We start from the raw sequence: 15,948 nt of genomic DNA on the forward strand, positions 1-15,948 counted from the left end.
TGAAAAAGATATGTCATAGGCCTTAAGAAAAATCAACTTTTTATACGGAGCGATAGAGTTTCATGACTACAAATAAAAGAGCATTATTTCATTTACTGAAATCAATAAGGCTATTCTTTGAAAAAGATGATTTCATCGATGTCATGACTCCACCTATGGTTACAAACCCAGGTATGGAAACCCATATTCACCCATTTCAAGTGAGAAGTGTTGTGAATAACAAAAACCATGAGCTCTATCTTAACACTTCTCCAGAATTTCATATGAAGGCCCTTCTCAGCGAGGGATTAGATAAGATTTTTACTCTCACCTATAGTTTTCGTGATGAGCCTAATTCTTTCACACACAGACCTCAGTTCATCATGCTCGAATGGTATAGAACAAATGAAAAATATGAAAAGATCATGAATGATATGACAGAGCTCTTTCAATTTTCTCTTGATCGTTTTGTTCAGAGTGGTTTTGAAGTGAATAAAAAACTAAAAGACTTCACACCAATGAAACTGACCGTTCAAGAAGTTATTTTCAAATACTGTGACTTTGATATCTTAGATTTTTTAGAAAAAGAAAAACTCTTTCAAAAAATCAAAGAGACATATTCAGATATTACATTGGGAGAAATAAAAGATTATTCATGGGATGATCTCTTCTTTCTTCTCTTTTTAAACAAAGTAGAACCTCATTTTAAAGAAATCCCATTTCTCCTTCTCTATGAATTTCCACACCATCTCAGTGCCCTTTCGACTTTAAAAGAGAGTGATCCTAGAGTCTGTGAAAGGTTTGAAGTTTATTGCTTTGGAATTGAACTATGTAATTGCTTTAACGAGCTAACAGATCTTAAAGAACAAAAAAGAAGATTTGAATTACAGAAAAAAGAGAAACGAGAACTATATCATTATGAACTTCCACAAGCGGACCTCCTTTACAATGCTCTTGAAAAAGGTTTTCCACCATCAAGTGGTATTGCTCTTGGAGTAGAAAGACTCCTCATGGTCTTAATCGACACAGAGGAGCCATTTTATGATTAAGAACCACTAAATGAATTCATTAAAATGTGAAGCTTTAGAATAATCTCTGACTTCACATATTGAGTAGGAACAGATTTTGCCCAAGCACGATGTCTTTCTGCACTATCAAGTTTTCTAAGTTTATTAGAAAACCTTGTTCCATATCTTTTTCCCATCTCTGCTGAAAAAACAGCATACCAATCATAAAACTTTTCTTTATCATTGAAGATGAGAGCATCATTAATTTCCAATGTATTTTCTACAACAACTCTTTTAAGCATATAAATATTTGATGTTAAGATTGTCTCTTTCTTTACAGTACGATCTAAAAATTCTGCAAAGTAATTAACGACAAAATCCCCTGTTTGCTCATTAACACCCGATCCAAAATTTTCTAAACCACGATACGTTTCATCTAGTACAAGAGCTCTATATACTCCCTCACGACCAGCATTTTGCCCCATGACATTCATCCACTTCGCCAGATCATTATCGTTGATCTCTTTTCTACGAACGACTTGGTAAAGTTCTTCTAAAAAAGCAATATTATACTTCTGTGCATCTTCCTTCTTTAAGGTAGACTCATCTCTTTTCATATCGTAAGACTTCGTTGATGTTGCCTTTTTATCAACCTTTGGAATCGCCGGAAGTTTTATTGTTGATTCTTTTTTTCCAAAGATTTTGTCGGAGATATCAGTACCTAAAAACTTATCTGACATTTTCCTTGCTTCGGTCATAAAATCTGCTTGAGCACTAGTCATAACTCCAACAAGCATCATCCCTGCTATTATTTTTTTCACTTATCCTCCAGTGATTGTTTTACTCTTTTCATTATTTTATAAAAACTATTTGTCGACAAACCTAGTTCATCGGCGGTTCTTCTAACTTTTTCATCATTATACTTAAAAGAATGATAAAGCACGAACTCTTCAATTTTTTCCACTAGATCTCTCAGTCCGTTCTCTTTAGCATAATCTAAAAATTGAGGAGGGACATTCAGTTGATCAATCTTGGAGTGTAAGTCGATTTTTTCTTTTTGAACTTCTCTTTCAAGATGAAGATCCTCTTTCGAAATAACACCTTTATTCATATGCAGGATTTTTTCCATAACATGGACAAGCTCTCGAATATTTCCAGGCCATGAATAATTTAGTAATTCTTCATAGGCATCTTCTTTAAGATGTATCTTTCTTTTACTCTTCGCCAGTTCATCATGAATAAAGTAATCAACATCAGATTTTCTATTTACTAGGGCCGGGACGACAAAAGTATAACCAGATAATCGATAGTATAAATCTGATCTAAATGAGCCTTTCTCAATCAATTCATCGAGAGGATCACAAGTTGCACTTATAACTCGAAAATCCGATTTGACTTCTCGATCAGAACCTACAGGATAAAATGATTTCTTTTCGATTGCTTTTAATAGTTTATTTTGAAGATATTCAGGCATAGATGAAAGTTCATCTAAAAAAAGAGTTCCATTATCTGCGAGCTTTAGTTTACCAACCTTATCTTGATCAGCACCTGTAAATGCACCTTTAACATGGCCAAAAATTTCAGATTCCAAGAGTTGCTCACTAAATTCTGAGCAATTCACATGAACAAATTTACCTGATAAATCACTATTTTTATGGATGACTTCGGCCAATGTCGTTTTACCAACACCTGTAGGACCAAGAAGAAGAATCGGCGATTTAGAACTGATATAAGTTTCAAGTTCCATAATTTGAGCCATTAAAGATTCATCCGTCGTTTTAAAATCTTTTAGTATATAACTTGAACGACTTCCATTTATTAGTATAGAAGCTCTTTTAAGTAACGATGAAATACTGACTCGATCAAAGGGCTTTGTTATAAAATCATCCGCGCCCAATTCATAAGCTTTCGCAATAATTTCAAATTCATCATGGCCACTAAAAACAACTTTGTACTTTGCTCTTGCAACAATAAGCTCTAGTGCTTTTAACCCAATCAAATTTTCTTCTAGATCTAAATCAATAAATGCTAAATCAAAAGATTCTTTGTTATTTCTGAGTTCTTTAAATGAAGAGAAAAGACTCACCTGATGACCCTTTTCCTTTAAATACGAAATAAGAACTCTTTGAACGAATTGATCGTCTTCTAGAACTAAAATCTTCATAAATACCTACTTATACTTGATTCTTATTCGCTTATCGGAGTTCCAATATGATTCGTGTTCTATATGGCTGAATTTCTTGGCACTAGGAAAAATCTTCGCTTTTCCAAACACTGCTAAGTATTTGAAATTCTAATATGAGTAAAACTTGCTAAAAGTTTATACAAAAGGTGTCGATAATATTCGTATGAAAACGATAAATGGAATTATTTCGACACTCTTTTTAGTACTATTATTTCAAGGATGCATGCCTGACAGCCTTACCAAATTTAAGGAAGACCCTGTCACAAAGCAAGAAGAAGGTGCAACTGACGATGGACCAGATCTCACGAATTGTGATCAAGGTATCGATCCAGTTTGTACACCTCCAATTGGGATAACCTACCCACTCAGTACACTCAATTTAAATATCTATGAGGATATGGCCTCACAACTGCAAGATGATAACGATGGTCTAAACCTATCAGATGGATTTAATCCTTCACTCATAGGTGGTGTTGATAAAATCGAAAACTATCTAAGCTATTCGATTAGTCCTGATCTTTTCACTAATACTGGTCTTGGTTTCAATACAAAGACAGGTGAAATTTCAGGTTCAGCCAATAAGTACTCTGCACAGCAAGTTTATACAATTACGCTAAAGCACAGTTCATATAGTAGCCCCGTGGCGACTTATTCTATGACAATCGGAACAGGAACTGAAATTACTGACCTTCAAATTGGAGACAACGTTGGAACAAATTATCAACTATCAGTAACGAATACTTCGGCCTTCTATTATGATCCAGTCACTCCTTCAAATAGTGACATCCTTGTATCAAATAAAGGTTCATTCTCTCGTATCACTGATATTGATCCAGCTTCTGCCACTGTCAATGTCTCACTTACAAACTCTAGAATTGTAAAACCAGGTGAATATTTAGATAACTCTAAAGACCCTTCTAATAATCCAATCTATGTAACAGCTAAAGCTGAAGTACGTGAAGCTGTCATCTTATTGGAAACGGGAACACTTTATTCTTTCTTCCCAACTATTTTTTCATCTACAGGTGTCGATCCAAACTCTACACCTAATGAGGGACCAGCTATTTCATTTCACATCTCTCCGGGTCTCCCACCAGGTCTTAGCCTCGATTCTCAATCGGGTGCTATTTCTGGTACACCAACATCGAACACGGTTGCCCAGACTTATACGTACTCAGCTTTTCACTCAGGAATTGAGAAAACGACAACGACAACATTTAAACTCAAAGTTGGAAATTTAAATAGTAGCAACTCGTTCACTTACAATAACCCAGTAAATGGAAAGCTTCTTGTTAAACTATCTGATCCAGCTAGCTTCATCTCAGATGCCTCTAGTAAAACATTTACGAGTATTGCTTCTAACAATGGCCTCGTTGGTCAAATCGATTATCTAAATGGACAAGATGCTTATGTAACAGTAACAACTTCAGGTCCGACATTTACTGCTAATGAACCTGTCGATAACAGAACTGCTTATGTAGCACAAAAGACGACAACTCTTTATTCTTATACGATTTATGAAACGGGACAAGACTTTACCTTCTCACCGACTTTAGACTCTACTCTTTCAAATCTAGATGATGAACAAAAAGTAACTTATACAGTTTCGCCAAATCTTCCAGGACTAGCGACAGGAGTTAAATTCCTAACAAAAGCTAGGTGTATTGATACATCAATTACAAGCTCTGCCACTTGTAGCAGTGGTACATGGGTAGATAATCTCTGTGCACGAGCACTATCACAAGTAAGTTGTACAGGTGGTTCTCTTCAATGGTATCCAGGTGGAACGATTACAGGAGCCTCTGAAATTGATCTGATTCCAACTGAATTTACAATTACGGCAACTGGAAATGATGGTACTTCAATCTCTACAAACCTCAGTCTAGCGATTGGAGATAGCCCAAAGAACCTAACGACAAATAGAAACACTCTTCTTCAGGTTAATAATGCAAGTATCTTTGGAGAAGGTGATTATGTAACGTCGAGAGATAATGCGGCCATCGGTATTGTCATGGCCAGCGACACTGTTAACAATCTTTTAGAAGTAAAGATTATCAAAGGCCGCTTCACTCCTGGCGTTGATATTGATAATCACAAAGCATTTGGTAATGCTGCGACGTTTGTTACAAACTCAACTGATGCCATTGTTCAATACAATGCGAAGTTCGCTCTTAGTAACACAACGAATTTTTCAAGTACAAAAGGTTCAAATGATATTTATATTGATGCCACTAACCGTGGTGTCATTAATAAAATCGTTTCGAGTAATGTCTACGTCTCAATTGTTGAAGGCGATTTTCTTGAAGGAAGTACAGTTCTTTGTGCCGCCGGATGTAGCGCGACAATCAGCTCTGTATCAGCTAATAATTTAAGATTTAGCTTCAGTATTTCTCCATCAGCAAGTGTTGGTGATGACTTCAACAGTACAAACACTAAGATAGCTCAAATAAATGAAATTGCCGGAGCGGTTGCGATCGCTTCTCCTAAAGAAGGTGTTTTCCAAGTTGCTGACTCTGTCGACTTTGCTAACTATTATGTTGGGCCAGCCGATGGAACAGTTTCAACAATTGAAACAACTCCTACTTTCTATACAAATAGAGGGGAAGATGAAGAGATCCGTATTTACATGGACTCGACAAATTATAGCGATACAAAAATTGACTTCAAGCCAACACTACCAACAGGCATTACAGTTGATCAGGATCAAAAGAAATTTACAGGTTCGTCTTCAACATTTGTCTCAAAAACAAGTTATACAATTTATGCCTATAACCAATACGGTTACACGACTCACACTTTCGATTGGAAGGTTAATGATCACGTAACACTTAAAAGTACAACAAGTGCCTTTACTTATAATTTACATAAAGCTGGTTTTGGCCACGGAAATTCGCCATGTAGAATTCTAAGAGACGAACTTGATTCGACAAACCCAAAAGAGATTGATTGTTATCTCGATGCTGGAGAACAAGAACTTTACAGTAAGGGTCTTGAAACTCAAATTACTTTTGGTAATGATATGTGCCAATTTATAGAAGAGCTTCCTTACTTCTACTATAGCTATCAACCAGGTGCGACTCAGCCGACCAACACAGTTGCTGTTATCAATGAAGGCGAGTCAGATTGTTATAATGGAACAAATACGACCTATGTTGGTGCTTATGCCGTAGGTGCTGCTGGAAACTACACGACAGACCACTTAGGTTCTGCTGTTATCGTAGACCCAAAGACAGCATTCTGCTCATTCAACTACAAAACAGAGAGTAGTCCTTGGTATCCAGACTGTGACACTGGTCAATATGGTCAAGTAGGATTCACATGGGCAAAATTTAGCTTCCGCTGTATGAACGCGGGATCAGAAACAAGCGAAACAGATGCTATTAGCTGTTACCAAGCCTACGGCGCTTGCTCTAATACGTCTTATGATAACTACGATGAATGTGTTAATAACGCCGCTACTTGGACGACTTCAGCAACACATAATGATCCATCAATCACAACTGGATACTCAGCAGCGGTAGCAACTCAGGTTGCTAACGACGAAATGCCAGCGATTGATACATCTTCTCTCTCAGGTAACGTTGATGGTTGTTACATTAAAGAAGTCGCAACAGAAGATCCTGCAGATTGCGGTGGAAAACTTTCGGCCTGCGTATCAGGAGCTCTAAGAGGTGTTGTTTCTTCCGACCAGATCGATGATGCAAATCAATTTGGAATACTCCATATTTTATCAAATGGAACACCAATTAATAGTAACTATGGAAACCCATTTGATAACCACACAGAGTATAGAAAGAATACGACAATGTATTTAGCAAACTTTTATGGAGCGGCTTCATCATCAACTGCTGCTTGTTTAGACAGTGCAAACCCTTATAAAATCAATCAGACCGTATACACATCTCCAAATGGTGATGCAAATGCTACTCACATGTTTGCCGGTACGCGCTCAATTTATAAGTACAGTTGTAAAAATGGTGCTGGTGATGATCTAGGAGTTATCAATCTCTTTGTAAGAGATTGGGACGTCGATTTTAAAGTCTCTGATGGTGTCGATGAAGTTTTCCCTACGAGAATGGATTCGGCAACTGGACTAGATGATATTTTAGATATTGATTCAGGAGGATTGATCACAGGTAACTTCTGTGCAACACCTCCATCAGCTGGAAATATTAACAATACGACTGCACCGTTTAATAGTCTTTTTCCAGAGACTTCTGAATAGGAGTCCCTGGAAAAGCTTTTTATTTCTTAGAAATAATTGTACCAACTAAATCAAAATCAAGAACTTCAGTGACCTCAACTTCAACGAGGTCACCCTCTTGAAGATCAAATCCATTCATATCATTGATAATTACATTACCATCAATATCAGGTGCTTGCCCAAAATGGCGTCCTTGAATGAGAAGTTCAGTTTCAGGATGCTCTCCTTCAATAAGAACATCAATTTTCTTACCAAGAAACTCTTGATTAAGCTCTCTAGCAATCTCTCTCTGCGCTTCATACAGACGATCAAAGCGCTCTTCGATCACTTCTTGTGGAACCTTATCTTTCAATCTAAATGCCGGTGTCCCCTCTTCATCTGAATAACGGAAAATACCTAAGTGATTGAATCTCGCCTTTTTGATCCCTTCAAGAAGTAGTTCAAAGTCTTCATCAGATTCACCAGGGAACCCAACGATAATAGAAGTTCGAAGAACAATTCCAGGAATACGCTCACGAAGTTTAGAGATTCTCTCGTGAATTTTTTCTCCTGTAATTTTACGATTCATTCTCTTTAAAACATGGTCAGAGAAATGCTGAACTGGCATATCAAGGTACTTACACACTTTTTGTGATGTAGCCATTTTTTCGATAACTGTATCCGTTAACTCATCAGGATAAAAATAAAATAATCTAATCCAATCAACGCCATCGACACTCTCAAGGCCACCAAGAAGTTCGAAAAGATTATTCTCATCAGAAAGATCGACACCGTAGTCCGATAGATCTTGGGAGATTAGATTGAGTTCTCTTACTCCATTTTCTGAAAGTTTTTTCGCCTCTTCTACAAGAGACTCAACTGTTCTTGATCTCAATCTTCCTCGAAGTGTTGGAATGATACAAAATGTACAATTTCTATTACAACCTTCAGAGATTTTTAACCAAGCCGTATAAAATGGAGATGTATTTAATCTCGGATCAAATTCAGTGTGAATAAATTTTGGGATTTCAACAAAAGACTTCTTTTCAAGCTTTCCGTCTTCTAGTGCTTTTAAAAGAGGTACAATTTTATTGTATTCTCCTGTTCCGATAAACATATCAACTTCAGGGAGATTCTCTTCAAGTTGATCAGAATATCTTTGGGCCATACAACCAGAAACGACAAGGGCCTTACATCTTCCTTCCTCTTCATTTTTAAAGTCAGCAAGTTCAAGAATCGTATCGATACTCTCTTTCTTTGAAGCTTCAATAAATGAACAAGTATTAACAATGATAACTTCAGCATTATCTGGCTCAGGAACAATTGAAAATCCATCTAGACCCATATAACCGAGCATGACTTGTGAATCGACAAGGTTCTTTGAACAACCAAGTGAAGAAAAGAATACAGTTTTATCTAAAAACTTTTTATCTTGAGTACTTACGTCTGACATGAAATCCTCTTAATTATTTTAAATTGTGCGTCATTTCTACCGCACATCCGAATTAAATTCAAAAGAGTATGAAGAATTTATGCAATACCCGACCTTTATGATCCGTTAAAAATCAAAAGGTTACGACGTAGGACCAGTTTTATGTTAAACTATCAAACGTGGATGGCACGATAATTAGGAGGATTTGTGCATAAATCGATATATTTTATTTTAGCCCTTTTGGTCTCATGTTCGCATCATGGCCTCGAGGTCCCTCCCTCTAAAGATCGCATTCTCTCTCTTTGGAAAGAGCCTAATGTAGACCTTAAAGAATTAAATGAAAATGAAAAAGCTGCTCTTGTTCTAAAGAAGGCCAAGAAAGATAATTATCAAAACTGCTTTGATCTCATTTCACTTTCTAAGAGAAATGACTTTCCTCTTTCAAAGTTAGCGACGCTTAAATCAATAGAAAATTGTGATCTGCCAGAAGAAAAGCTTGTTCAAATTTGGCAACAAGAGGACGAGATTCCAAATTGGTTGAAAAAGAGATTTAATGAAGTCTCCCTTGAACTAGCTAACAAGCATTCTCTTGTCGATTATCAGGCTAAGTTTTCTTTGAAAGTTATTAAAGACAAAAGACTTCAAAAAGAACGTGAAGAAGTTCTGCTTGCTGCGATCTCATCAGCTAAAAGAGCAAAAAATATTGAAGCACTCAATGACTTAACAGAAAAGCTTTACGATGTTGCTCCAAGATATAACAAAGTCATTACTAAAGAGAATATTTATTCCGTTGCCAGAGACTTTGAGCGTAATCGCTCTTTCAAGAAAGCGAGAAATCTCTACACTAAAATTATCCGCTACAGAAACTATACGATAGATGAAAAAGTGAAGGCATGGAATAGACTTCGTCTTTCACATAAAATCGAAAGAGATAAGAAAACATATCTTAAAGAAACGGCAAGAATGGTGAGTTTCCTTAAGAAGTACTACCGTAAAAACAGAAACTCAAAAGTTCATCACTACCTCGTAGATAGTATCATTACTTTATCTCGAGCTCAGTGGACTGAGCATATGCGCTCTAAGGCCGAAAGAACTCTAAAAGATCTCAATAAGAGATACAACCCAGACAACAAAGAACTGGCAAAGTCTTATTGGCTACTAGGCTCTATGAGACTGGAAGCTAAGGACTTCAAGAAATCACGCTACTTCTATGAAAAGGCCTTCGAACTCGATCCTAAATCAGAAAATATAGCTTGGTCACTTGGGTGGAATCTCTATACTGATAAAAATTTTAATGAAGCTAAAAAACTATTTTCTCGTTATGTCGAAGAAAATCCTGATACTCAACGCTTCAGATTCTGGCTCGCGAAAACTCATCTTCACCTTAAAGAAAATGATGAGGCAGAAGACTTATTTAAAGAAATCATCTCAATCGACCCAATGGAGTACTACTCTTTTCTCTCACATCTTGAGTTGAATAAAGAGATTGATCCAATTGATAGCTTTGATGAAATTACAGCTCTTGAAGATACAACATTTGAATGGCTCTACTCACTTGGCGAAATTGATATTGCAAAGGACTATCTCAAATCAATGAGAAGAGTATGGAAGGGAGAAAAAAGAATTGCTTCACTTCCTCTCTATGAACGAGTTGGATATTATGATGCAATGATTTCTCAGGTCTATTCTATTCCATCAGAAGATAGAAAAGACTTACTTTTAGAGAATCCAACTTTTGCTTTCCCTAAGCCTTTCAAGCAGGAAGTTGAAAAAGCTTCTAAGAAATTTAATGTCGCACCAGAACTTATCTATGCTATTTCAAGACAAGAGTCTGGATTCAATCAACATGCAAGAAGCTGGGCCGATGCTTTTGGCGTCATGCAATTAATCCCTGAAAAAGCAAAGGTTCTTGGTCAACGTTACAAGATTCCATATAAAGACCACTATGATCTCTTTACACCTAAAACAAATGTTTTGTTAGGAGCATCACTTTTAGGTGAGCTACAAAAGAGATTCAATGGAAAGTTTCCTCTCTACGTCGCCAGCTATAATGCCAGTGGGCAAGCCGTTAAAAGATGGTACGATGAAAGATTTGATGGAGATTTCATAGAGTTTATCGAAATGATTCCTTATGCCGAGACAAGAAAATATGTAAAACTCGTTTTAAGAAATTTCTTTATCTATAAAAAAATGAATGCTGAAGATGATATTGTATTTAACAGAAGCTTTTTCACCTCAGAATCTTGAGGTGAAAAGCTTTTATAATTAGCGATGAATCTGTTTAGTATTTTTTGGAATTTTGAAATTAAAGACATCTGATGATAATCCGACATTTTCTTTAATACCACCGAATTGAAAGCTAACAACTTTTCCTCTTGAATAAGAAAGATCAATTTTCTGAATATGAGAAAACTCTTTCTTCTCTTTAAATGTAATTTCAGCCGTAGCAATATCTAATTTCGAAGAGAAATCCTTAGAGAACGTTAAGTGTGCTTTCTCTCCATCAATTTTAACATTATAAAACTCATTCGACTTCAGCCCATTCTTCAAGACATCAAAGAGAAGGTGTAAAGGGTTGGCCTTAGCTGTTTGAATAGTCACTTGTCCCTGCTCTTTTTCTGTATAAGCAGGAGTATAATACCAAGTCGTTTTATTATTACTTACGTAAGTTAATTTATTATCTTTAGATGTAACATCAAAACGAATATGCCCAGGAAATTTATATTGAACTTTTCCTTCAATAATTTTTGGTGCAGCTCTTCTAGAACGTCTTTTTCTTTTTGAGATATTTTCTTGTTTAAAATTTGCTTCGAAGCTCTTTGGCATGAATGCCAGAACATCAAAACTCAATAAAAATGTAGCAATAATTAATTTAGTCATAAAAAAGGGGCCTCCAAAAATAGACCCCTTTAGTATAGACAAAATTTTAATAGCAAGCAAAGTGCTTAGTGAAGCTGTACAGAAACTGCCTTAGAAACACCTGGCTCTTGCATTGTTACCCCATAAAGAGTGTCGTTCAGCTCCATTGTCTTCTTATTGTGCGTAATAAGAATAAACTGAGAATCAGAACTCATCTCTCTAAGTAGTTCATTGAATCGACCAACGTTAGCATCATCAAGAGGAGCGTCAACCTCATCAAGAAGACAGAACGGAGATGGCTTAACAAGAAAGATAGAGAAAATAAGAGAAACTGCAGTCATGGCCTTCTCACCACCTGACATTAAGTTAATGTTCTGCATTTTCTTTCCAGGAGGCTGAGCAATAATCTCAACACCACATTCAATTGAATCAAGGTCTCCTGTAACTTTAAGAGTCGCACTACCTCCTCCAAAAATAATTGGAAATACTTTTTGGAAACGAGTGTTAACTTCTTCATAAGCAATTTTAAATCTTACTTTAGATTTTTCATCAATATGATTAATTGCATTTTGAAGATCTTCAAGAGATTGACGTAACTCTCCTTCTTGAACTTTTAGGAATTCATTTCTCGCCTTCTGACGATCATAATCTTCAATAGCTTGCCAGTTAATCTCACCTAGGCGGCCATATTCCATTTTATATTGCTTAAGCTTGTGACCACAGTCTTTAAGATCTTGGCCATAGCGACGAGAGAATTCGTAATCTTCTCTTTCGATTTCTTTTGTACCTGTTTCAGTTTCAATGAAATACATCGTTGAAACATCTTTAAGTTCTTCGAAATCACTTTCTTCATACTCAAGAAATTTTCCAAGAGCATAACGTAGATCAACTCTATACTTTTCAAAGATATTTCTTGTGATCTCTTCTTCTTCGTTAACAAATTGAGTAAAACGAAGTTCAAGTTCATTAACAAGCTTATCATTTTGATTGATTTTCTTACCAAGTTCTTTCGCTTCATCTTCTCTCTCTTGCATAGCAAGGAGTAGTTCAGAGAATTGATCTTTAAGTACACTAAGAACTTCATCTTTATCAGAGAGGACTTCTGCTGTGTCTTGGTTCTGCGCTTCGAGAGTGTCGAGCTCATTTGAGATATTTTCAATTTCTTCTTTATATTGCTCAATCAAATTAAGATTAGACTCAATTCTTGTCTGTTGCTTCTCAACCTGAGCCTCAATATCTTCAATTTGATTCGTTATTCCATTTACTCTTTCTTCATAAGACTTAGCATCGAGTTTTCTTTGCATAAGTTCTTCTTTCTGCTCTTCGTATACAGATCTTTGGTCTGTTAGTTCAGATTGAAGTTCTTCTAATCGTGAAGAAAGGTCTTCGATCTCTTCTTCAAGAGATGAAACATTATTTGCAAGAGACTCTTCACTCTCTAAGAGCTCAAGTCTCGACTTAGAAATTTCTTGTTTTCTATTTTTAAGAATATCAAGTCTTGTATTCCCAGACTCCATTCCCGCTAGTTTTGATTCTAGGGCAGATTTCTTAGCAGCAAAATCAGCTCTCGCATCAGAAAGAGATGAGCGTAGAAGATCAAAGTCATTTTTCTTATCTTCTAAGAGCTCAGATTTAGTCTCAGTCTTCTCTTCAAGTTCAGATAGTTCTTTAGAAAGAACAACCATCTTCTCTTCAAGTTCTTGAATAAGGTTATTTCTAGCAATAACCCCTTGCCCTTCATCATTAGAGCTTTTAAGACTTAATACTTTTCCATTACCAACATTCTTAATAGTCTTCGTACCATCGAATGTTGAAATGGCCTTATAGTTAAGGTCAAAATTAAGTGATTCAAATTTACCTTCATCGAGTTCATCAACGAGATAGTATCCTTCAAAAAATGGAACAAGTCTCGACTTGAATTGCTCAGGAAGATCAATCAAATCAGAAAGTGCTCTTACATTTTCACCAAAGGCTAATTGCAGGCGAGCTTTCGACTCGTCTGATGCAAGATCAGCACTCTTATTTCCAATTAGAAAATCAACGGCTTTCTCAGGGTTAACAGCATACCACTTATTAAAATCAGTAAGGTCATCAGAACTTGTTACGACAGTATCAAGAAAGTCACTTAGAAGTGCTTGTACCGCTTTCGTGTACTGGTCTTCACAATTAATAAGTGTTCCTAAAAGAGCAAATGATTCAGAATCAGTAGATCCAAGAAAATCACTCGCGCCTTCTTTCGCACCTTCAAGAGAAGCATTGATTTCTTTAAGAGAATTGAGACGAGATTCAGTCGTAATAACTTCTTTTGATTTGTCCTTTAATTCTCTTTCAAGAACTTTTACTTCACTTGAAAGAAGATCAAGTTCCGCTTTAGACGTCTCATCTTTTTCTGTTAATTCAGCGACAAGAGTTTCTGCTTCATTTACAGCATCTCTTTCATTTTGAATTTCCGTTGAAACACCTGAATATTGTTTTTCAAGAGCTTCAATTTCAACAGAGATGTCTTCTAAACTTGTACTGTATTCTTCTAGCTTAGAATTATTTTGAAAAACTGTCTGAGAAAGTTTCTGTAAACTATCTTTTTTCTCTTCGTGCTCTTCTTTAATTTCATTGTAACTTGTCGTCTTAAGTTCTAACTCTTCTTTAAGAGTTTCAACTCTTTGCTCAACATCAGAAAAATCAAATTCTTCAGCATTCTTCTCTTCAATTTCTCTTAGAGTTTCTTGAAGTGTCGATACTTTTTGTTTTCTTTCATTCTGCTCTTCTTGAAGCTCTTCTAGCTCGCGCTCACGCATTTCGATTTGCTTCTCTTTATCAGTAAGAGTTGAACAAAGACCGTTAAGCCTCTCTTCATCTTTAGCAAGCTTATTTGAAATTTCGTTTCTTTCACGAGAAAGAGTCTCAATTTTTTCAGTCTGCTCTTCTTTTTGAAATCTCTCTTCTTCAAGAGATACCTCGAGCATATCTTTCTTAGTAGACCAAGTTTCAATCTCGGCCTTCTTTTCAACAAGAGTGGATCTCCCTTCACGGAAGTCTTTCATAATATCAAAAACTTTATGAGCGTTAACAACTAGCTCATTTCTTCTGATCTTATCTTTTAAAGATCTCGCTCTCTCGGCCTTCTCAGCCTGCTTTTCAAGAGATTTAAGATTCTTCTCAATTTCAATTTGAAGGTCATTCAATCTAGAAAGGTTTGATTCCGTTTGCTCAATCTTTTTGAGTGATTCTTTCTTACGAATTTTAAATTTAGTAATTCCAGCAACTTCTTCAATCATCGTACGACGTTCTTCAGGCTTTTGCTGAACAAGTCGGTTGATCTCACCTTGAGCAATAATTGAATAAGATTTCGCACCAGCACCAGTGTCCATGAAAACTTCTTGAATATCACGAAGTCTCGCAGGAATATTATTGATACGATACTCTGTTTCACCGTTACGATAGAGTTTACGAGTTAAAACAATCTCAGTTGGAGAACTAACTTTGTTTCCAATGTGAATATGTTTACCGTCGTCATTTTCTAGAACAAGTGAAGCCTCTGCAAATGCGCCTGGCTTATATTTAGATGATCCAGCAAAAATAAGGTCCTTCATAGATTTCCCACGAAGGTGTTTTGCCGATTGCTCACCCATTACCCAAAAGAGGGCGTCAACAATATTTGATTTTCCACAACCGTTCGGGCCAACAATCCCCGTAATTCCATCATCGAAATTAATAACAGTTCTGTCTTTGAAGGATTTAAACCCCTGAATGATAAGTCTCTTAAGCTTCACAAGCGTTCCTCTGCTTTGTGTTAGATTTCGTGTGTAGGTCGAAAAAAATTACCATTTATTGGCCGATTCGTACACGACTTTTTCGCCAAGAGTAAGACGTTGAAAGGTTCTAAACCCCTCTACTCATCAATTCAAAGCCCTTTTTACTAGCTCAACTAGACGCGTCGCACCCAGCAAATCCAGCCAAAGTTCGGAACACTCATCCTACTTAGCTACTACCCTAAAGAGTTAAGAAGAAAAATTCTAGACTACCGAGTTGGGCAAACGAAGCCAGACAACGAAATCAAAGAATATCTAAAGTTCAAACAGAACTTCAATCACCAAGCATGGTCGGAGCCATTTGCCAGCGTCAAAAAGCAAAGCTTTTTGATGATGAGCATACTAACCCTCGAATAAAGTGAGCGAGGAAACGTCAGTGCCCGAACGAACGATGTCGGTTAGTGGACGTGAAGTAAATATATTCGATTATAAAAGAAAATGGTCGGCTCGCCGACACCGTATGCGAACCAAGCCCTAATTGTTCATATCTATCT

The 15,948-nt window shown here is 36.4% G+C and carries 8 protein-coding genes; 3 read left to right on the top strand and 5 right to left on the bottom strand.

The genetic code is table 11. The features are described from left to right. The first annotated feature begins 62 nt into the window (after positions 1–62). Positions 63–1,028, top strand: coding sequence for an amino acid--tRNA ligase-related protein (locus HBN50_RS15060; RefSeq protein WP_273871380.1), 966 nt, complete (start codon positions 63–65; stop codon positions 1,026–1,028). Here the strand turns inward: HBN50_RS15060 and HBN50_RS15065 are convergent. Then, positions 1,025–1,807, bottom strand: coding sequence for a hypothetical protein (locus HBN50_RS15065; protein ID WP_273871381.1), 783 nt, complete (start codon positions 1,805–1,807; stop codon positions 1,025–1,027). The genes HBN50_RS15060 and HBN50_RS15065 overlap by 4 nt on opposite strands. Then, positions 1,804–3,150, bottom strand: coding sequence for a sigma-54-dependent transcriptional regulator (locus HBN50_RS15070; RefSeq protein ID WP_273871382.1), 1,347 nt, complete (start codon positions 3,148–3,150; stop codon positions 1,804–1,806). The genes HBN50_RS15065 and HBN50_RS15070 overlap by 4 nt, the downstream gene beginning before the upstream one ends. A 184-nt stretch (positions 3,151–3,334) precedes the next feature. Between HBN50_RS15070 and HBN50_RS15075 the strand changes: the two genes are divergently transcribed. Continuing rightward, entirely contained in the window at positions 3,335–7,396 is a 4,062-nt protein-coding gene (locus HBN50_RS15075) for an Ig domain-containing protein (RefSeq protein WP_273871384.1), read from the top strand. Positions 7,397–7,415: 19 nt separating this feature from the next. Here the strand turns inward: HBN50_RS15075 and rimO are convergent, their stop codons facing one another. After that, a complete protein-coding gene (gene rimO / locus HBN50_RS15080; RefSeq protein WP_273871386.1) occupies positions 7,416–8,807 on the bottom strand; it encodes a 30S ribosomal protein S12 methylthiotransferase RimO in 1,392 nt (463 codons plus the stop codon). Between the two features lie 186 nt (positions 8,808–8,993). Between rimO and HBN50_RS15085 the strand changes: the two genes are divergently transcribed. Continuing rightward, a complete protein-coding gene (locus HBN50_RS15085; RefSeq protein ID WP_273871389.1) occupies positions 8,994–11,033 on the top strand; it encodes a transglycosylase SLT domain-containing protein in 2,040 nt (679 codons plus the stop codon). Positions 11,034–11,051: 18 nt separating this feature from the next. On the opposite strand, the gene HBN50_RS15090 is transcribed toward HBN50_RS15085, so the two are convergent. After that, positions 11,052–11,666 (bottom strand): LolA family protein, encoded by a 615-nt coding sequence (locus HBN50_RS15090; RefSeq protein ID WP_273871391.1) that lies wholly within the window; start codon positions 11,664–11,666, stop codon positions 11,052–11,054. Between the two features lie 65 nt (positions 11,667–11,731). Beyond that, a complete protein-coding gene (smc, locus tag HBN50_RS15095; protein ID WP_273871393.1) occupies positions 11,732–15,415 on the bottom strand; it encodes a chromosome segregation protein SMC in 3,684 nt (1,227 codons plus the stop codon). Between the last annotated feature and the right edge of the window lie 533 nt (positions 15,416–15,948).

Origin of the sequence: Halobacteriovorax sp. GB3 (assembly GCF_028649655.1) — a bacterium.
Lineage (GTDB): Bacteria > Bdellovibrionota > Bacteriovoracia > Bacteriovoracales > Bacteriovoracaceae > BSW11-IV.

Coding starts and splice junctions, on each gene's coding strand:
- HBN50_RS15075 (WP_273871384.1), top strand. CDS start 3,335: ATGAAAACGATAAATGGAATTATTTCGACACTCTTTTTAGTACTATTA.
- HBN50_RS15090 (WP_273871391.1), bottom strand. CDS start 11,666: ATGACTAAATTAATTATTGCTACATTTTTATTGAGTTTTGATGTTCTG.
- rimO (WP_273871386.1), bottom strand. CDS start 8,807: ATGTCAGACGTAAGTACTCAAGATAAAAAGTTTTTAGATAAAACTGTA.
- HBN50_RS15060 (WP_273871380.1), top strand. CDS start 63: ATGACTACAAATAAAAGAGCATTATTTCATTTACTGAAATCAATAAGG.
- HBN50_RS15070 (WP_273871382.1), bottom strand. CDS start 3,150: ATGAAGATTTTAGTTCTAGAAGACGATCAATTCGTTCAAAGAGTTCTT.